Origin of the sequence: Sphingomonas sp. 37zxx (assembly GCF_000786205.1) — a bacterium.
Lineage (GTDB): Bacteria > Pseudomonadota > Alphaproteobacteria > Sphingomonadales > Sphingomonadaceae > Sphingomonas.
This window is the reverse complement of the sequence record NZ_JROH01000004.1, coordinates 100,730-118,839: the sequence shown is the minus strand read 5'-3', so window position 1 is coordinate 118,839 and position 18,110 is coordinate 100,730. Positions and strand designations below refer to the sequence as shown.

18 protein-coding genes are annotated in these 18,110 nt (G+C 63.6%); 9 read left to right on the top strand and 9 right to left on the bottom strand.

Going from position 1 to position 18,110, the window contains the following annotated elements; translation table 11 throughout:
* Positions 1-67: 67 nt before the first annotated feature.
* From rpoD to QU44_RS02610, 4 genes are all read right to left on the bottom strand, one after another.
* On the bottom strand, positions 68-2,095 hold the full coding sequence (rpoD, locus tag QU44_RS02625; protein WP_033919912.1) for an RNA polymerase sigma factor RpoD: 2,028 nt from the start codon (positions 2,093-2,095) through the stop codon (positions 68-70).
* Between the two features lie 13 nt (positions 2,096-2,108).
* Positions 2,109-3,983, bottom strand: coding sequence for a DNA primase (gene dnaG, locus QU44_RS02620; RefSeq protein ID WP_033919911.1), 1,875 nt, complete (start codon positions 3,981-3,983; stop codon positions 2,109-2,111).
* A 91-nt stretch (positions 3,984-4,074) separates the two neighbouring features.
* Positions 4,075-4,389: an endonuclease domain-containing protein gene (locus tag QU44_RS02615; RefSeq protein ID WP_231621584.1), complete on the bottom strand. Its 315-nt coding sequence runs from the start codon at positions 4,387-4,389 to the stop codon at positions 4,075-4,077.
* Between the two features lie 133 nt (positions 4,390-4,522).
* Positions 4,523-4,975 (bottom strand): GatB/YqeY domain-containing protein, encoded by a 453-nt coding sequence (locus QU44_RS02610; protein ID WP_033919910.1) that lies wholly within the window; start codon positions 4,973-4,975, stop codon positions 4,523-4,525.
* Positions 4,976-5,116: 141 nt separating this feature from the next.
* On the opposite strand from QU44_RS02610, the gene QU44_RS02605 reads away from it, so the two are divergent.
* The 5 genes from QU44_RS02605 to QU44_RS02585 all read left to right on the top strand — a co-directional run bounded on the left by QU44_RS02605 (position 5,117) and on the right by QU44_RS02585 (position 11,522).
* Positions 5,117-6,442, top strand: coding sequence for a carbamoyl phosphate synthase small subunit (locus QU44_RS02605; protein WP_033919908.1), 1,326 nt, complete (start codon positions 5,117-5,119; stop codon positions 6,440-6,442).
* Positions 6,439-6,993 (top strand): DUF6680 family protein, encoded by a 555-nt coding sequence (locus QU44_RS02600; RefSeq protein ID WP_033919907.1) that lies wholly within the window; start codon positions 6,439-6,441, stop codon positions 6,991-6,993. The genes QU44_RS02605 and QU44_RS02600 overlap by 4 nt, the downstream gene beginning before the upstream one ends.
* On the top strand, positions 6,993-10,328 hold the full coding sequence (gene carB, locus QU44_RS02595) for a carbamoyl-phosphate synthase large subunit (protein ID WP_033919905.1): 3,336 nt from the start codon (positions 6,993-6,995) through the stop codon (positions 10,326-10,328). The genes QU44_RS02600 and carB overlap by 1 nt, the downstream gene beginning before the upstream one ends.
* Before the next feature lie 76 nt (positions 10,329-10,404).
* The gene (greA, locus tag QU44_RS02590; RefSeq protein ID WP_033919904.1) at positions 10,405-10,881 is read left to right on the top strand and encodes a transcription elongation factor GreA; all 477 of its coding nucleotides are present in this window, start codon (positions 10,405-10,407) and stop codon (positions 10,879-10,881) included.
* A gap of 5 nt (positions 10,882-10,886) precedes the next feature.
* Positions 10,887-11,522, top strand: coding sequence for a rhomboid family intramembrane serine protease (locus tag QU44_RS02585; RefSeq protein WP_033919899.1), 636 nt, complete (start codon positions 10,887-10,889; stop codon positions 11,520-11,522).
* A gap of 58 nt (positions 11,523-11,580) precedes the next feature.
* On the opposite strand, the gene QU44_RS02580 is transcribed toward QU44_RS02585, so the two are convergent.
* From QU44_RS02580 to QU44_RS02560, 5 genes are all read right to left on the bottom strand, one after another.
* Positions 11,581-11,811, bottom strand: coding sequence for a DUF4170 domain-containing protein (locus QU44_RS02580; protein WP_033919894.1), 231 nt, complete (start codon positions 11,809-11,811; stop codon positions 11,581-11,583).
* A gap of 92 nt (positions 11,812-11,903) precedes the next feature.
* Positions 11,904-12,356 (bottom strand): hypothetical protein, encoded by a 453-nt coding sequence (locus QU44_RS17345; RefSeq protein ID WP_052134263.1) that lies wholly within the window; start codon positions 12,354-12,356, stop codon positions 11,904-11,906.
* A gap of 2 nt (positions 12,357-12,358) precedes the next feature.
* On the bottom strand, positions 12,359-12,670 hold the full coding sequence (locus tag QU44_RS02570) for a hypothetical protein (RefSeq protein ID WP_033919890.1): 312 nt from the start codon (positions 12,668-12,670) through the stop codon (positions 12,359-12,361).
* Positions 12,671-12,684: 14 nt separating this feature from the next.
* Positions 12,685-13,038: a phage holin family protein gene (locus QU44_RS02565; protein WP_197054228.1), complete on the bottom strand. Its 354-nt coding sequence runs from the start codon at positions 13,036-13,038 to the stop codon at positions 12,685-12,687.
* A gap of 35 nt (positions 13,039-13,073) precedes the next feature.
* The gene (locus QU44_RS02560; RefSeq protein WP_231621583.1) at positions 13,074-13,655 is read right to left on the bottom strand and encodes a hypothetical protein; all 582 of its coding nucleotides are present in this window, start codon (positions 13,653-13,655) and stop codon (positions 13,074-13,076) included.
* Between the two features lie 140 nt (positions 13,656-13,795).
* Between QU44_RS02560 and eno the strand changes: the two genes are divergently transcribed.
* The 4 genes from eno to QU44_RS02540 all read left to right on the top strand — a co-directional run bounded on the left by eno (position 13,796) and on the right by QU44_RS02540 (position 18,105).
* Positions 13,796-15,079, top strand: a complete 1,284-nt coding sequence (gene eno, locus QU44_RS02555; RefSeq protein ID WP_033919888.1) for a phosphopyruvate hydratase — start codon at positions 13,796-13,798, stop codon at positions 15,077-15,079.
* Between the two features lie 85 nt (positions 15,080-15,164).
* On the top strand, positions 15,165-15,434 hold the full coding sequence (locus QU44_RS02550) for an FtsB family cell division protein (RefSeq protein ID WP_231621582.1): 270 nt from the start codon (positions 15,165-15,167) through the stop codon (positions 15,432-15,434).
* Between the two features lie 219 nt (positions 15,435-15,653).
* The gene (gene pdhA, locus QU44_RS02545; protein ID WP_033919886.1) at positions 15,654-16,703 is read left to right on the top strand and encodes a pyruvate dehydrogenase (acetyl-transferring) E1 component subunit alpha; all 1,050 of its coding nucleotides are present in this window, start codon (positions 15,654-15,656) and stop codon (positions 16,701-16,703) included.
* A gap of 1 nt (position 16,704) precedes the next feature.
* Positions 16,705-18,105, top strand: coding sequence for a pyruvate dehydrogenase complex E1 component subunit beta (locus QU44_RS02540; protein WP_033919885.1), 1,401 nt, complete (start codon positions 16,705-16,707; stop codon positions 18,103-18,105).
* Positions 18,106-18,110: the final 5 nt, after the last annotated feature.

Sequence of the window (18,110 nt, the reverse complement as noted above, 5' to 3'; positions counted from 1 at the left end):
TTCGGAGCAATCATATGTGTTTCAACAAGCCCGGGCCTCGCGGTGCGGCGAAGGCCCGGGGACGTCGTTACTGGTCGAGGAACGACCGCATCTTGCGGCTGCGGCTCGGATGCTTGAGCTTGCGCAGTGCCTTAGCCTCGATCTGGCGAATACGCTCGCGCGTGACCGAGAATTGCTGGCCGACTTCTTCCAGCGTGTGATCGGTGTTCATGCCGATGCCGAAGCGCATCCGAAGCACACGCTCCTCGCGCGGGGTGAGGCTCGCCAGCACCCGCGTGACGGTTTCCTTGAGGTTCGCCTGGATCGCGGCATCGACCGGGATGATCGCGTTCTTGTCCTCGATGAAGTCGCCCAGATGGCTGTCTTCCTCGTCGCCGATCGGCGTTTCGAGGCTGATCGGCTCCTTGGCGATCTTCATCACCTTGCGGACCTTTTCGAGCGGCATGCTCAGCCGTTCGGCCATTTCCTCGGGCGTGGGCTCGCGGCCTTGCTCGTGGAGGAACTGGCGGCTGGTGCGCACCAGCTTGTTGATCGTCTCGATCATATGCACCGGGATACGGATCGTCCGCGCCTGATCGGCGATCGAGCGGGTGATCGCCTGGCGAATCCACCAGGTCGCATAGGTGCTGAACTTGTAGCCGCGGCGATATTCGAACTTATCCACCGCCTTCATCAGGCCGATATTGCCCTCCTGGATCAAATCCAGGAACTGCAGCCCGCGATTGGTGTATTTCTTGGCGATCGAGATCACGAGGCGCAGGTTCGCCTCGACCATTTCCTTCTTGGCGATGCGCGCCTCGCGCTCGGCCTTTTGCACCATGTTGACGATTCGGCGGAATTCGCCGAGCGCCATGCCGGTCGCTTGCGAGATTTCGGCGATTTCGTTGCGGATACGATCGACCGAATCCACCTCGTTCTCGGCAAACGCCTTCCACTTCTTGTCGATCTTGGCGACCGAGGTCAGCCAGTTCTCGTCAAGCTCGTGGTCGACATAGCTGTCGAGGAACGACTTGCGGTTGACCTTGTGGCGCTCGGCCAGCCGCAGCATCTGGCCGCCAAGCGCGGTCAGCCGCCGGTTGAAGCTGTAAAGCTGATCGACCAGATATTCGATCTTGGCATTGTGGAACTGGACGCTTTCGACTTCGGCGGTCAGTTCCTCGCGTAATTTGTGATATTTGCGCTCGTCGGCTGCCGAAAAATCGGCACCGGCCGACATCGCGTCGAGCCGGTTCTGCTGGACCTTCGAAAATTTCTTGTAGAGCGCGGTGATCGAGGCGAATTTTTCAAGCGCCTGCGGCTTCAGCGTCTCTTCCATCTGCGCGAGGCTGAGGGTGTTGTCCTCCTCCTCGTCATCCGATGCGCGCGGGGTGCGGCGTTCGCCCGACTCATCATCATCGTCGACCGATGCCTCTTCAGGCTCGGCTTCTTCCTTGAAGGTCGGCCCGGCATTTTTCGCCGAAATCTCGCCATCGTCCTCGCCATCCTCAGACAGCGATTCGGGTGCCGGGTCTTTCGACAGCATCGCGTCGAGATCGAGGATCTCGCGCAACTGCATCGTGCCTTCGTTGAGTGCAGTCGACCAGCCGATGATCGCGTTGAAGGTGATCGGCGATTCGCACAGGCCAAAGATCATCGTGTCGCGGCCAGCTTCGATCCGCTTGGCGATGGCGATCTCGCCCTCGCGGCTGAGCAGCTCGACTGCACCCATCTCGCGCAGGTACATGCGGACGGGATCGTCGGTGCGATCGATGGTCTCTTTCTTCTTGACCATTTCAAAGGCGGGAGCCGCATCGTCCTGGCCGTCGGTCGCCTCGACTTCGTCGGGTGTGTCCTCCTCGGCCTCGGCGTCTTCGCCGCCTTCTTCATTCTCGACGACATTCACGCCCATGTCGTTCAGCGCCGACATCACATCTTCGATCTGCTCGCTGGTCATCTGATCCTGCGGCAGCATCTCGTTGAGCTGATCCACAGTGATGTAGCCGCGCTTCTTGGCGCGCGCGACCAACTTCTTGATCGAACCTTCATTCAAGTCGATCAGCGGTGCGTCACCCGATTCAGGACCTTCGGCAACTTCCGCCATATTCGCTTTCGCCATTAACTGCCCTCAATCACCCAAGCGTTTCGTCGTCTTCGTCCGCCAGCATCAGATTTGCAAGTCGCGCCTCCAGCCGGGCGCGCTCATGCACCAAAGCTATCTGCCGCGTATAGGCCTCGTCGGTGAAGCCCGTCTGTACCGCCAGTGTCGCTTCCATCAATGCGGCGTCCACCCGGGGGCGCGCGACCATCACTGCGATCGCCTCGTTCAGGTCGGCCATCGCCTGCGCCTCGTCGGCGTGGCCCTGGGTAAACGTGAACGGCAGGCTATCGGCGCGCAACAAGTCGCTTGCCACCTGATCGAAACCCGATCTGGCTAATATGGTGAGCACCCGTCCGCTATCAAGCGCCTGATCTTCCAGTGCAACATCAATCACCGCCTCGAACAGCCGGGCAAGCGCCGCATTGGCGAGTTTCAGGCTGCCTAAGATCTCGATATGTCTGGCAATCTGGGTCGGATGGCGGATCAGTCCGGCCAGCACCGCGCGTGCCAAAACGGGATCGATGCCGCCGGTGCTGACGTCGCGCGTGCCCTCGGTCGCGGGCGGATCGGGCATTTTCCACCCGCCGCGCCCCTTGTCGAAGCGGCCACCGGGGCGCTGCGGCTGGAACGCGCGGCGCGGTGCCGGCTTGCGCGCGAACATATCGTCGAAGCGGTTGCGGAAATCGGCATGATATTCGTCGCGCACCCCCGGATCGGCAATGCTGCCCGCCAGGTCCGACAGCCGCCGCTTGAGCCCGGCGCGCTGTTCCGGCGTGTTCAGCGGCTCGGCGGCGACCTCATGCGCCCATAGCCGCTCGACCAAAGGCTGTGCCTTGGCGACCAGCGCCTCGAACGCGGCGGGGCCGGCGGCGCGCACCAGATCATCGGGATCCTGCCCCTGCGGCAAGGTGACGAACGCCAGGCTGCGCCCAGGCGCGAGCATCGGCATCGCGCGGGTCGCGGCGCGGATCGCCGCTTTCTGCCCCGCCGAATCGCCGTCGAAGCACAACAGCGGCACGTCGGTCATCCGCCACAGCCGTTCGAGCTGCGATTCGGTCATCGCGGTGCCCAAGGGGGCGACCGCTTCGCCGAACCCCGCCTGCGCCAGCGCGATGACGTCCATATAACCCTCGACCGCGATCACCCGGCCGCTTTTTCGAGCGGCGGGTTGGGCGAGGTCGAGATTGTAGAGCGTGCGCCCCTTGTCGAAGAGCGGGGTTTCGGGGGAGTTGAGATATTTCGGCTCGCCATCCCCGATGATGCGCCCGCCGAACGCGATCACCCGCCCGCGCGGATCGCGGATCGGGATCATCAGCCGCCCGCGAAACCGGTCATAAGGCTCCTTGTCCTCGACCTGGATCAGCAGCCCGGCCTCGACCAGCAGCGCGTCGCCATAGTCCTTGAGCGCAGCGCGCAGCTTGCCGCGACTGTCGCGCGCGAAGCCAAGGCCAAAGGTTGCGGCGGTGGCGGCGTTGATCCCGCGCCGTTCGAGCAACGCCCGCGCCTCGCCCCCGCCCTGGCCGTGCAATTGCGCGGTAAACCACGCGGCGGCATCGGCCATCACCTCGTGCAGCCCCTTGGCGCGCTCGGCACGTTCGGCCGAGCGCTTGTCGGGGGCAGGCACGTCGAGCCCCGCGACCTGCGCCAGTTCCTTGACCGCGTCCATGAACGGCAGGCCCTGATGATCGGTCATCCACCGGATCGCATCGCCATGCGCGCCGCAACCGAAGCAATGGTAAAAGCCCTTGTCGTCATTGACGTAGAAGCTGGGCGATTTTTCGTTGTGGAACGGACAGCACGCCCGGAATTCGCGGCCCGCACGCTGAAGTTTGACGGTGCGCGCGACCAGCGTGGACAGCGTGGTGCGCGCGCGAAGTTCGTCGAGAAAGGCTGGGGTTAGGGTCATGGGGCGTCGGGCGTATCGTGGGTGGACATGCCCATCCCTAGCCCCTTCCGCAAGCGGGAGGGGGTCTTTGTCGCGCACCGGTGTGCGTCGCTCACGCTTCCCCCCTCCCGCTTGCGGGAGGGGCCGGGGGTGGGGCCATCAACAACGCAGCACGTATCGCTTCCACCACGCCCTCGACATTCCCTAAAATATCCGCATTCGCAAACCGCAGCACCCGCAATCCGCGCGAACGCAGAAATGCGTCGCGCTCGGCGTCCTCGTCGATGGTCAGATCGTGGCTATACCCGTCGAGTTCGATCACCAGCCGATGCGACCGTGAGAGAAAATCGCAGATATATGGGCCAACCGGCATTTGCCGGCTGAACTTCACGCCCAAGCGCGAGGCCCCGATGTAGCGCCACAGCATTCGTTCGGCGGGGGTGGCGGTTCGCCTTAATTCCTGGGCGCGGGCAGTGGGGCGGCGGATGCCTTCGACCGTCCCCCCCCCCGACCCCTCCCGCAAGCGGGAGGGGGGAAGAAGGGGGGTGCCGCCCGCCATTTCAGCCCAGCGCAGCCTTCACCGCGCCGCTCGCCTTGCTCATGTCCAGCGTCATCGCGTGCCGCGCCTTAAGCTCGGCCATCACCCGGCCCATGTCCTTCATGCCCGTAGCGCTCAGTTCCGCCTTGATCGCCTCGACCGCGGCCGCGGTCTCGGCTGCGTCCATCTGGCGCGGCAGGAAGCGCTCGATCACCACCACTTCGGCGGCTTCGGCGTCGGCGAGTTCCTGGCGGTCGCCCTTTTCGAACATCTCGATCGATTCGCGGCGCTGCTTCACCATTTTCTGCAGCACTTCGACCACCAGCACGTCGTCGTCGTCGGGCGAAGCGCCGGTGCGCGCTTCGATGTCGCGGTTCTTGATCGCGCTCTGGATCAGGCGGATCGTGCCGGTGGTAGCCTTGTCGCCGCCCTTCATCGCGGTGATGAGGGCGGTCTTGATGTCGTCGCGAATCATGTAATGGCCTCTCGTGCGGGCAAGCCGGGGAGCCTAGCCGAACCGCGCCGCTTCGTCACCGGTTGACGGGGCGCGGGCAGGGGGCTAGCCGGACCCCTTAGCGACATCGCTGGAATTCAACACAACGGAGTGCCCCCATTCATGGCCGAAGCCAAACCCATGTCCGCGCCCGAAGGTGCGACCGGCGTATTGGTTCTTGCCAGCGGTGAAATGCTGTGGGGCCGGGGCTTTGGTGCCGAGGGTGCCGCGGTCGGCGAAGTCTGCTTCAACACCGCGATGACCGGATATCAGGAGGTGATGACCGATCCTTCCTATGCCGGTCAGATCATCACCTTCACCTTCCCGCATATCGGCAATACCGGCACCAATGCCGACGATGTCGAGGCCGACGATCCGCATGCGCTGGGCATGATCGTGCGCGCCGATGTGACCGAGCCGTCGAACTTCCGCAGCGCGGCGCGGCTCGACGACTGGATGAAGGCGCATAACCGCATCGGCCTGTCGGGCATCGACACCCGCGCGCTCACCCGCCGGATCCGCACTGGCGGCGCGCCCAACGGCGTGATCGCCTATGCCGCGGATGGCGTGTTCGACCTCGATTCGCTGCTGCGGATGGCGCGGGCATGGCCGGGGCTGGAGGGCATGGACCTCGCCAAGACCGTATCGTGCGAGACGCATTATGGCTGGGAAGGCGGCCTGTGGAAGCTGGGCGCGGGGTATGACACTTCTTCTTCCCCCCTCCCGCCTGCGAGTTCGGGGTCGACAGCGCCCCGCGCTGTCGAGGATGTGCCGGGGGCACATCCGACCCCGAACTGGGCCGGGGGTGGGAACGGAATCTCACCGAGCCCGTCGACTGAAGAACTGCCCACCCCCAACCCCTCCCGCCAGCGGGAGGGGGGCGAGAAGGCCCCCCACGTCGTCGCGATCGACTACGGCTCCAAACGCAACATCTTCCGCAACCTCGTCGCCGCCGGCGCGCGCGTATCGGTGCTGCCTGCCACCGCGACCTATGAGCAGGTGATGGCACTCGCCCCCGATGGCGTGTTCCTGTCGAACGGCCCCGGCGACCCTGCCGCGACCGCCGACTATACCGTCCCCGTCATCCGCCGCCTGCTCGACGACAAGATGCCGGTGTTCGGCATTTGCCTGGGCCACCAGTTGCTCGGCCTGGCGGTAGGGGCAAAGACCACCAAGATGCATCAGGGCCATCGCGGCGCGAACCATCCGGTCAAGCGGCTCGCCGACGGCGTGGTCGAAATCACCAGCATGAACCACGGCTTCGCGGTGCTGACCGAAACGCTGCCCGAAACCGCGCGCGAGACGCACGTGTCGCTGTTCGACGGCTCGAACGCCGGCTTCGAACTGACCGACCGCCCGGCCTTCAGCGTGCAATATCATCCCGAGGCGAGCCCGGGGCCGCAGGATAGCTTGTACCTGTTCGAGCGGTTTGTGGGGGCGCTTCGGTGACACCCTATGAGACCTTCGCACTTATCGGCTTGATTGTCGGTCCGCTAAGCGCGGTCCTTGTGACCCTTTGGAGCCAAGCCAGGAGTGCAAAACGGGATCGGCAGCTTCAAACGTTGAGAATGCTAATCGGCACCCGCCATGTTGTAGCCGACCCTGCTTACTCAATCGCAATTAATATGATCCCGGTCGACTTTAACCGCCAGCAAACGATCATGGCTGCGTGGGAAAAGTACATGGAAGCTGTGTATTATAAGGCGTCACCAGACAATCTTGATCGACATAATCAAGAAATGCTGATGCGCCAAACAAAATTGATATTCGAGATTACGCGCTTCATGCGGTATGACATCGCGGAATCCGATCTGGAGAAGCGCAGCTACAGTTCGCAGTCATTTGTTGATCGCGATCAGCTTAACGTTCAGGCACAAGTAGCTTGGATCAGAATTGCTAATGCGCTGGAGCAACAGAACCAAGCTGCAGGGCTTGCCACGCCCGCCGAGCCTGAAGCTCTTATCCCTCAAGACCCATCTGCGCTGGATAATCGAACCTAATGCCCAAACGTACCGACATCTCCTCGATCCTCGTCATCGGCGCGGGGCCGATCGTCATCGGCCAGGCCTGTGAGTTCGATTATTCGGGCACGCAGGCGATCAAGGCGCTCAAGGAAGAGGGCTATCGCATCGTCCTGGTCAATTCGAACCCGGCGACGATCATGACCGATCCCGACCTCGCCGACGCCACCTATGTCGAGCCGATCACCCCCGAAATCGTCGCCAAGATCATCGCCAAGGAGCGGCCCGATGCGGTGCTCCCCACGATGGGCGGGCAGACCGCGCTCAACACCGCGCTGGCGCTGGCGCAGGACGGCACGCTCGAAAAATACGGCGTCCAGATGATCGGTGCCGATGCCGAAGCGATCGACAAGGCCGAGGACCGGATCAAGTTCCGCGACGCGATGGACCGAATCGGCCTCGAAAGCGCACGCTCGCGGATCGCGCATACGGTGGAAGAGGCGCTGGCCGCGATCGAGCATACCGGGCTGCCCGCGATCATCCGCCCCAGCTTCACGCTGGGCGGCACCGGCGGCGGCGTTGCGTATAACCGCGACGAGTTCGTCAAGATCGTCCGCGGCGGCCTCGATGCCAGCCCGACCACCGAGGTGCTGATCGAGGAATCGCTGCTCGGCTGGAAAGAATATGAGATGGAGGTCGTCCGCGACAAGGCGGACAATTGCATCATCGTCTGCGCGATCGAGAATATCGATCCGATGGGGGTGCATACCGGCGATTCGATCACCGTCGCCCCCGCGATGACGCTGACCGACAAGGAATATCAGATCATGCGCAACGCCAGCATCGCGGTGCTGCGCGAGATCGGCGTCGAAACCGGCGGGTCGAACGTCCAGTTCGCGGTGAACCCCGCCGATGGCCGCCTGATCGTGATCGAGATGAACCCGCGCGTGTCGCGTTCGTCGGCGCTGGCGAGCAAGGCGACCGGCTTCCCGATCGCCAAGGTCGCCGCCAAGCTGGCGGTCGGCTATACGCTCGACGAGATCACCAACGACATCACCGGCGCGACCCCGGCGGCGTTCGAGCCGACGATCGACTATGTCGTCACCAAAATCCCGCGCTTCGCGTTCGAGAAGTTCAAGGGCGCCGAAGAAGTGCTGTCGACCGCGATGAAATCGGTCGGCGAAGTGATGGCGATCGGCCGCAGCATCCACGAAAGCATGCAAAAGGCGTTGCGCGGGCTGGAAACCGGGCTGTCGGGCTTCAACGATGTCGACCGGCTGATCGGCGCGCCGCGCGCTGAGATCGAGGCGGCGCTTTCGGTCGCCACGCCCGATCGGCTGCTGGTCGCGGCGCAGGCGCTGCGCGAGGGCATGACCGTTGCCGAAGTGCATGCGATCGCCAAATACGACCCCTGGTTCCTCGCGCGGATCGAAGAGATCGTGCTAGCCGAGAACGAAGTGCGCGCCGGCGGCTTGCCCCGCGATGCGGCGGGCATGCGCCGGTTGAAGGCGATGGGCTTCAGCGACAAAAGGCTCGCCTATCTCGCGCTGCAATCGGCCAATCTTCGCGGCGGCAGCGAGCGCGGCATCGCGCGCGGATCGGGGCTGATCCACGAGGCGGTGGTGGCGATGACCGGCGGCGTCACCGAAAAGGAAGTGCGCGCGCTTCGCCACAAACTTGGCGTGCGCCCGGTGTTCAAGCGGATCGACACCTGCGCCGCCGAATTCGACGCCAAGACGCCCTATATGTATTCGACCTATGAGGGGCCGTCCTTCGGCGAACCCGAATGCGAAAGCATGCCCACCGATCGAAAGAAGATCGTGATCCTGGGCGGCGGACCCAACCGGATCGGGCAGGGGATCGAGTTCGATTATTGCTGCTGCCATGCCTGCTTCGCGCTGGCCGATGCCGGTTATGAAACGATCATGATCAACTGCAATCCAGAGACCGTCAGCACCGATTACGACACCAGCGACCGGCTGTATTTCGAGCCGCTGACCGCCGAGGACGTGCTCGAAGTGCTTGAGGTCGAAAAGGCCAATGGCACGCTGGTCGGCGTGATCGTCCAGTTCGGCGGCCAGACGCCGCTCAACCTGGCGCAGGCGCTTGAGGATGCGGGGATTCCGATCCTGGGCACCAGCCCCGACGCGATCGACCTGGCCGAAGACCGTGAGCGCTTCGCCGCGCTGATCGGCAAGCTCAAGCTGCAACAGCCGGCCAACGGCATTGCGCGCAGCCGCGAAGAGGCGATCGCGGTGGCCGAACGCATCGGCTATCCGGTGCTGATGCGCCCAAGCTATGTGCTGGGCGGGCGCGCGATGGAGATCGTCGACGGCACCGCGCAGCTCGAAGCCTATATCCAGACTGCGGTGCAAGTGTCTGGCAACTCACCCGTTTTGATCGACCAATATCTGCGCGACGCGATCGAGGTCGATGTCGATGCGATCTGCGACGGCACCGATGTGGTGGTGGCGGGCGTGCTCCAGCATATCGAGGAGGCGGGCGTCCATTCGGGCGACAGCGCCTGCTCGCTGCCGCCCTACAGCCTGCCCGCCGATATCATCGCCGAGATCGAGCGGCAGACCGTCGTGCTCGCGCACGCATTGTCGGTACGCGGGCTGATGAACATCCAGTTCGCGGTGAAGGATGGCGTGGTGTACCTGATCGAGGTCAATCCGCGCGCCAGCCGCACCGTGCCCTTCGTCGCCAAGGCAATCGGCGTGCCGATCGCCAAGATCGCCAGCCGGGTAATGGCGGGCGAAATGCTCGCCGACCTGCCCAAGATCGACTGGCGCGTCGATCATGTCGCGGTGAAGGAAGCCGTATTCCCCTGGGGCCGTTTTGCCGGCGTCGATCCAGTGTTGTCGCCGGAAATGAAGTCCACCGGCGAAGTGATGGGAATCGATACCGATTTCGCCATCGCCTTTGCCAAGGCGCAATTGGGAGCCGGCACGATCCTGCCATCGGCGGGGACGGTGTTCGTCAGCGTCAAGGAAAGCGACAAGGCGGTGATCCTCCCCGGCGTGCGTATCCTGGCCGATCTCGGCTTCACGATCATCGCAACCGCCGGCACCGCCGATTTCCTTGCCGGGCAGGGGATTGCGGTCGAGCGCGTGAACAAGGTGGCGCAAGGGCGGCCGCACATCGTCGATCGCATTCTCGATCGCCGGGTCGACCTGATCTTCAACACCACCGAAGGCTGGCAATCGCTCAAGGATTCGTCGGATATCCGCCGTTCGGCGCTCGCGCAAAAGATACCCTATTTCACCACCGCCGCCGCCAGCGTCGCCGCTGCGCGCGCGATGGAGGCGCTATCGCGACAATCTCTTGAAGTGCGGCCGTTACAATCCTATTATTCGCGACTGCACAATTGATCCCACCCCATAGGAACATCGGTGCGGGCGACCCGTTGGGGATCGCGCGATAAGCGACTTATCAAGGATTGACGACATGGCGACGGTGGAAAAGATGCCGATGCTGGCCGAAGGGTATGAGACCCTGAGCGTCGAGCTGAAGCGATTGAAGGCCGAACGCCCGTTGATCGTCGATGCGATCGAGGAAGCGCGCGCGCATGGCGACCTTTCGGAAAATGCCGAATATCACGCCGCCAAGGAACGCCAGGGCCAGATCGAAGCGTCGCTGTCGGACATCGAAGACAAACTGAGCCGCGCGCAGATCATCGATCCCAAGGAGCTTTCGGGCGACAAGATCGTGTTCGGCGCGACGGTGACGTTGCTCGACGATAATGCCAAGCCGGTGAAGTATCAGATCGTCGGCCAGACCGAGGCCAATGCCAAGACCGGGCGGATCAGCTATAATTCGCCGCTGGGCCGTGCCCTGATCGGTCGCAAGGTCGATGAAGAGGTCGAGGTCACGGTGCCGTCGGGCGATCGCTATTATGTGGTGTCGAAGATCGAGTTTATCTGACACCCATGTTTGAAAAGGCACCCGGCACCGCTGCCATCGCGGCGGTGACGGCCTTTTGCAGCCTCACGCTGATCCTGACCGGCAATCTCGATTATGTGTCGGTCTATGCAGGGTTCATCCCCGCGCGTTTCGGCAGCCAGGCGACTTTCCTCGACGCGGTGCAACTATTGCCCGCCTGGTTGACGCCGTTCAGCGCGACGCTGATCCACGGCGGTATCGCGCATCTGCTGTTCAACATGGTGATGCTGCTGATCGTCGGACAGGCGACCGAAACCGCGATCGGGACGCGCGGACTGGTCACGCTCTATCTGATCGGCGCGGTGGCGTCGGTCGCGATGCACTGGCTGATCAACCCGGTATCGACCTCGCCGATGATCGGTGCCAGCGGCGCGGTGTCGGCGATCGTCGGTGCCTATGCGATGCTCTATGGTCGCCAGCGGACGGGGGCGATCGGCCCGTTTTCGCCGCGCATCGTGCAGATGCTGTGGCTGGTCGGTGCCTGGACCGCGATCAACCTGCTGATCGGTTTCCTAAGCCTTGGCACCGATAGCCCCATCGCCGCGGCGGCGCATGTGGGCGGCTTCATCGCCGGTGTCGCGCTGGTTCGTCCGTTGCTGGCATGGCAGTGGCGCGGAGCCTGATCTGAGGCACTGGCTACGGGAGGGGCGGGCGCTGAGGCCCACCCGTTCCCCGCCGCGATTACGCGCCGCGAGCCAGTTCGGGGTCGGGCTCGAGCAGGCGGTGCAGATGCACCACGACATATTTCATCTCGGCATCATCGACGGTGCGCTGTGCCGCGCCGCGCCATGCCTTTTCGGCGCTGGCATAATCGGCAAACACGCCGACGATGTCGATCGTCGTCAGATCGTTGAAATCGAGTGTGCGCGGATCGGCCACGCGGCCGCCGAATACCAGATGCAGCTTGCTCATCGTCCACGGCCTTCCGATTAGTTGCAGTTTCGCCCCGCGCATACCGCACGGGGCGAAATCCTCAACCCGTCAGATGCTGCGTTGCCGCAAAATCAGACGTTTTTGGCACCGCTACGGGCCGCCTTGATCACCGCTTCGACGACCGATCCGGCCTTTTCCTTGGCATTGCTCTTGTCGGGCACCAGCCCGCTCAGCTCCTGCCGGCCCTGGTCGCGTGCGGCGCGAGCAGCGGCGGCAGCCGAATCGGTGAGGCGCTTGCCGATCGGGCCAAGGTGCTTGCCCTCGGCATGCGTCTTCGGCAGCATCGCACCAATCGCAACGCCAACCGCAATCCCGCCGACCAGCGCGGCCAGCGGATTGGCTTTGATCACATCGGCCGCCTGATGGGCGGCATCGCCCGCAGTCTTGCGCGTATTGTCATAGGCATGCGACGTGACCTCGCGGGTCTTGCCGACTGCCAGGCTGGTCTTCTGCTTGGTGGTGTCGAGTGCCTGTGCGGCGACTTCCTTGGTCCGATCGACGATCGAGCTGTCGTGGGTGGTCATGATTATATTCCTTCCTGTCCCGCAACTTGCGGGCTGATGGGGGGGAATTGGGGGTTCAGGTCGGTCGGCGCGACGGGCTTGGTGCGACATAGCATTCGCGACAGGCGATGACGCGCCGCCAGCAGCCAGATCAGGCCAAGTGCAGCAGCGACCACGCCGGGCCGCGCCCTGATCTCGCGGTTGACGCTATCCACTGCCGTCGCCGCCCGAACGCTTGCGCGCCCGGCGATGACGGCAGGGGTAAGCGCATGGCGTACCGCCTCGACATCGGCCATCATCACTGCCTTGGCGGCGTCGGCTTCTCGGCGCGCCAAGGCCACTTTTGCCCTCATGATGTCATGTCCGAAACCGGGCGCGTGGCACGGCGCATCTTGCCCACCGCCATCCAGGCCAGCAGCCCGGCCAGCGCCAGCGTTGCCAGCACGACGGCCAACGTCGCCCAGCCGGGTCCGATGAGCGGCGACAGCGTCAGGACAATGCCGACCAGTGCCGCGATCAACGCAGCCTGGCCCAGCACGATCGCGGCGATGCCAAGCCCCATGCCGGTGCCGACATCCTTGCCACGATCCCCCGCCAACGCCTTGTAATAGGCGATTTCCGCCCGGCTCCAGCGTTTGGCGTCTTCGACCGTGCGCGCGACCAGAGTCGCGACGCCGGGCTGATCGGGGTCATTGCTCGACATCATGCTCCTGTCGGGTTGCGATACGGCTACGCGAATCACGCGCCCGGATTGGTGTCGCTGGAGCCCGATATGTCATCGACCCCGGCCTTGATGACTCGCGCCAGCACGAAACCAAGTGCCGCTGCGGTGCCGATTGCGATCGCAGGGCTCTTGCGCACGAATACGCGGGCGTCCTCGATCAACTCGTCGACTTCCTTGTTCCGCAGCGTTTCGGCGAAGCCGCCGATCTGGTCGGCTGCCGAACGCGCATATTGGCCATATTGCGCGCCGAGCTTCTCATCGACGGTATCGGCGGCATCGCTCATCATGCGCGAGAATTCATCCAGCGCACCCGAAGCCTTGGCCTTGCCATCGCCCGCAAACGACCGCGCCTTTTCCGCGGCTTGGCTCCCCAGCTTGCTTGCTTCGCCCTTGATGGTTTCGGCGGCGGTTCGCTTGGCGTCGCTCGAATCGCTGTCCGAAGCGGCATGGAAATCGACGTTGCCCGCAGTTTCCAGCTTGGGGCTAGGCTCGAAACTGGCCGCTTCGCCGCCGGTATTGCCCGCATTGCCATTGGCCGTGCTGGCCTTGGGTGGTTCAAATCCGACAGGCTGGCTGCCGAGTGTGTTGTCTACCATAAAATCATCCTCCGTCGTTCATACGAAGAACCGCAGGGCGCCGTCGCGGTTCCATCACGCTCGCGAATTGCCCGCCGACCCCGAACCCGATAGAGGCTGCCGCGCCATTCTGGTCCCAATCGACATAGGGAGACCGTTACGTGACCGCAATCATTGACCTCCATGCACGCCAAATCCTCGATAGCCGAGGCAATCCAACCGTTGAGGTTGACGTTCTGCTCGAAGATGGGAGCTTCGGTCGCGCCGCCGTTCCTTCAGGTGCCTCGACCGGCGCGCATGAGGCGGTCGAACGCCGCGATGGCGACAAGGATCGCTGGATGGGGAAGGGCGTCACCCAGGCGGTCGAAGCCGTCAACGCCGAGATCGCTGAAGCGGTGCTCGGGATGGAGGCCGAGGATCAGGCCGATGTCGATCAGACGATGATCGAGCTCGACGGCACTGCCAACAAGCACCGGCTGGGCGCGAATGCGATCCTGGGCGTCAGCCTGGCGGTGGCCAAGGCTGCGTCGGAAGCGCGCGGCCTGCCGCTGTATCGCTATGTCGGCGGGATCGGCGCGAGCCTGCTGCCGGTGCCGATGATGAACATCATCAATGGCGGCGAGCATGCCGACAATCCGATCGATTTCCAGGAATTCATGGTGATGCCGGTCGGTGCCGACAGCATTGCCGAGGCGGTGCGCTGCGGGGCGGAAATCTTCCACACGCTCAAGAAGGGGCTGTCCGAAAAGGGTCTGTCGATTTCGGTCGGCGATGAAGGCGGCTTCGCGCCCAATATCGCCAGCGCGACCGAGGCGCTCGATTTCATCATGTCGAGCATCGAAAAGGCTGGCTATCGCCCCGGCGAGGACGTGATGCTCGCGCTCGATTGCGCCGCGACCGAGTTCTTCAAGGACGGTAATTATGTGCTGGCCGGCGAAGGCCGCACGCTGAGCCCCGGCGAAATGGCCGACTATCTCGCCGATCTGGCGGGCCGTTACCCGATCCTGTCGATCGAGGACGGGATGGCCGAGGATGATTTCGACGGCTGGAAGCTGCTCACCGACAAGCTGGGGGCCAAGGTGCAGATCGTCGGTGACGACCTGTTCGTCACCAATCCCGAGCGGCTGGCCGACGGTATTCAGCGTGGCCTCGCCAATTCGCTGCTGGTGAAGGTCAACCAGATCGGCACGCTGACCGAAACGCTCGAAGCCGTAAACATGGCGCATCGCGCGCGCTACACCGCGGTGATGTCGCATCGTTCGGGCGAGACCGAGGATACGACGATCGCCGATCTCGCGGTCGCCACCAACTGCGGCCAGATCAAGACCGGCAGCCTGGCGCGGTCGGACCGGTTGGCCAAGTACAACCAGTTGATCCGCATCGAGGAAGAATTGGGCGATTCGGCGCGCTATGCCGGCCGCGACATCCTTCGCAACTTTGCTTGATTCGTGATGGTTTAGGGGCGATAGCTGCGCGATGCGCCGCGTCGCCCCTAAATCCAAGCTGCAGTTGATGTTGCAGAGCGCCGGCATGCCGGCGCTCGCCATCATTTTCATGGGTTTTTTCGGCTATTACGCGGTGCTCGGCCCCAATGGCGTCGTGGCCTTTAGCGAATATACCCGCGAGATCGAGCGCAAGGAGGTCGAATTCGCCTCGCTCGAAAAACGGCGCGCCGAATTGCGGAACGAGGTGCGGCTGCTCGATCCTCAGCGCGGGGCCAACCCCGACATGGTCGATGAACTGGTCCGCCGCGAACTGAACGTCGCGCATCCTGACGAGATCATCGTCCCGCTGAACTGATCTGCCGTCACGGATTCCGGCGCGCTGCACCTCTGGCGGGTTTGCCCGGCCAAATGCGGGGTGACGAACGGCGACTACCGACTGAACTATCCACGATTTTCGCGCCCCGTAGGCCGGATTACCGGCTTCATTGCCCCTACGGCGTTGCGTATTTCCGGCAAACACGCTTATAGCCCCCGGCACAACTTCCCGCTCCCCAGGAACGAGGTTATTCCTATCGTGGCCAAGGCACCGGCGCGTACCGCCAACAGCGAACCCGCAACCCCCAATCGCGAGCGGCCTGAACAGCCGACGCGCTATGAAGCCTCGAAGGAAGAGCTTCTAGAATTCTATCATCAGATGCTGCTGATCCGCCGCTTCGAAGAGAAGGCCGGGCAGCTTTACGGCCTCGGCCTGATCGGTGGCTTCTGCCATCTGTATATCGGCCAGGAGGCGGTTGCGGTCGGGCTCCAGTCGGCGTTGCAGCCGGGCAAGGACAGCGTGATCACCGGCTATCGTGATCATGGCCATATGCTTGCCTATGGCATCGATCCCAAGGTGATCATGGCCGAGCTGACCGGACGCGCTGCGGGTATCTCGCGCGGCAAGGGCGGGTCGATGCACATGTTTTCGACCGAGCATAAGTTCTTCGGCGGCCACGGCATCGTCGGCGCGCAGGTGTCGCTCGGCGCGGGCCTCGCGTTCAAGCATAAATATGACGAGGATGGCGGCGTCTGCCTGACCTATTTCGGCGACGGTGCCGCAAATCAGGGCCAGGTGTACGAAACCTTCAACATGGCCGAGCTGTGGAAGCTCCCGATCATCTTCGTGATCGAAAATAACCAATATGCGATGGGTACCTCGGTCAACCGCGCTTCGGCAGAGGACCAGTTGTACAAGCGCGGCGAAAGCTTCCGCATTCCCGGATTGCAGATCGACGGCATGGACGTGCTGGCCTGCCGTGCGGCTGCTGAGACGGCGCTTGCCTGGGTCCGCGCGGGCAAGGGGCCGATCATCCTCGAGATGAAGACCTATCGCTATCGCGGCCATTCGATGTCCGACCCGGCGAAATATCGCTCTCGCGACGAAGTGCAGGCGATGCGCGACAATTCCGACCCGATCGAGGCGTTGAAGCGCGAGTTGGTGGCGGTTGGTGTCACCGAGGCTGAACTGAAGGCGACCGAACAGGCGATCCGCAAGCTGGTGAACGAATCGGCTGATTTCGCCGAATCGACCCCCGAGCCCGCTCCGGCCGAACTGTACACCGACGTCCTGGTGGAGAAATATTGAGATGGCGATCGAACTGAAGATGCCGGCGCTGTCGCCCACGATGGAAGAGGGCACGCTGGCCAAGTGGCTGGTCAAGGAAGGCGACGCGGTGAAATCGGGCGACATCCTCGCCGAGATCGAAACCGACAAGGCGACGATGGAATTCGAAGCGATCGACGAAGGTATCGTCTCGCAGATACTGATTGCCGAGGGCACCGACGGCGTAAAGGTCGGCACGGTGATCGCAATGATCGCCGAGGAAGGGGAGGACGCATCCGCCGCGCCTGCTCCCAAGCCCGCAGCCGCTCCCACTCCTCCGGTCGAGCCGATTACCGCCGGTGGCGGCGCGCCCGAGCCTAAGGAAACCGGCACGACGCAGCTCACCCAGTCGGCGGAAAAGGCCGGCGTCCAGCAGCCTGAAATCCCCGCCGGCACCGAAATGGTGAAGACCACCGTCCGCGAAGCCTTGCGCGACGCGATGGCCGAAGAGATGCGCGCGGACCCCCGGGTCTTCGTGATGGGCGAGGAAGTCGCCGAATATCAGGGCGCGTACAAGGTCACGCAGGGGCTGCTCGAGGAATTCGGCCCCAAGCGCGTGATCGACACGCCGATTACCGAATATGGCTTTGCCGGCATCGGCACCGGCGCGGCGATGGGCGGGCTTCGTCCGATCGTCGAATTCATGACGTTCAACTTCGCGATGCAGGCGATTGACCACATCATCAATTCGGCGGCCAAGACCAATTATATGTCGGGCGGCCAGATGCGCTGCCCGGTGGTGTTTCGCGGTCCCAACGGCGCTGCCAGCCGGGTGGGCGCGCAGCATTCGCAGAATTACGGCCCCTGGTACGCCAGCGTTCCGGGCCTGATCGTGATCGCGCCCTACGACGCCGCCGATGCCAAGGGCTTGCTGAAGGCTGCGATCCGCACCCAGGATCCGGTGGTATTCCTCGAAAACGAGCTGATGTACGGTCGCAGCTTCGACGTGCCCAAGCTCGACGATTTCGTGCTGCCGATCGGCAAGGCGCGGATCATGAAGGCGGGCAAGGACGTGACGATCGTCAGCTATTCGATCGGCGTCGGGCTCGCGCTCGAAGCCGCCGAGACGCTGGCGGGCGAGGGGATCGACGCCGAGGTGATCGACCTTCGCACGCTGCGCCCGCTCGACACCGCGACGGTGCTCGAAAGCCTCAAGAAGACCAATCGCATGGTCGTGGTCGAGGAAGGCTGGCCGACCTGCTCGATCGCGTCGGAACTGGCGGCGGTGGTGATGGAGCAGGGCTTCGACGACCTCGACGCCCCGGTGCTGCGCGTCGCCAACGAAGACGTGCCGCTGCCCTATGCCGCCAACCTCGAAAAGCTGGCGTTGATCGATGCGACCCGCGTGGTCGCGGCTGTCAAGAAGGTGACGTACAAGGCGTAAGCCAC

Bases quoted from the DNA above. Each gene is read 5' to 3' on its own strand.
- rpoD (WP_033919912.1), bottom strand. From the start codon at position 2,095: ATGGCGAAAGCGAATATGGCGGAAGTTGCCGAAGGTCCTGAATCGGGT.
- dnaG (WP_033919911.1), bottom strand. From the start codon at position 3,983: ATGACCCTAACCCCAGCCTTTCTCGACGAACTTCGCGCGCGCACCACG.
- QU44_RS02615 (WP_231621584.1), bottom strand. From the start codon at position 4,389: ATGCTGTGGCGCTACATCGGGGCCTCGCGCTTGGGCGTGAAGTTCAGC.
- QU44_RS02610 (WP_033919910.1), bottom strand. From the start codon at position 4,975: ATGATTCGCGACGACATCAAGACCGCCCTCATCACCGCGATGAAGGGC.
- QU44_RS02605 (WP_033919908.1), top strand. From the start codon at position 5,117: ATGGCCGAAGCCAAACCCATGTCCGCGCCCGAAGGTGCGACCGGCGTA.
- carB (WP_033919905.1), top strand. From the start codon at position 6,993: ATGCCCAAACGTACCGACATCTCCTCGATCCTCGTCATCGGCGCGGGG.
- greA (WP_033919904.1), top strand. From the start codon at position 10,405: ATGGCGACGGTGGAAAAGATGCCGATGCTGGCCGAAGGGTATGAGACC.
- QU44_RS02585 (WP_033919899.1), top strand. From the start codon at position 10,887: ATGTTTGAAAAGGCACCCGGCACCGCTGCCATCGCGGCGGTGACGGCC.
- QU44_RS02580 (WP_033919894.1), bottom strand. From the start codon at position 11,811: ATGAGCAAGCTGCATCTGGTATTCGGCGGCCGCGTGGCCGATCCGCGC.
- QU44_RS17345 (WP_052134263.1), bottom strand. From the start codon at position 12,356: ATGACCACCCACGACAGCTCGATCGTCGATCGGACCAAGGAAGTCGCC.
- QU44_RS02565 (WP_197054228.1), bottom strand. From the start codon at position 13,038: ATGTCGAGCAATGACCCCGATCAGCCCGGCGTCGCGACTCTGGTCGCG.
- QU44_RS02560 (WP_231621583.1), bottom strand. From the start codon at position 13,655: ATGGTAGACAACACACTCGGCAGCCAGCCTGTCGGATTTGAACCACCC.
- QU44_RS02550 (WP_231621582.1), top strand. From the start codon at position 15,165: ATGCCGGCGCTCGCCATCATTTTCATGGGTTTTTTCGGCTATTACGCG.
- QU44_RS02540 (WP_033919885.1), top strand. From the start codon at position 16,705: ATGGCGATCGAACTGAAGATGCCGGCGCTGTCGCCCACGATGGAAGAG.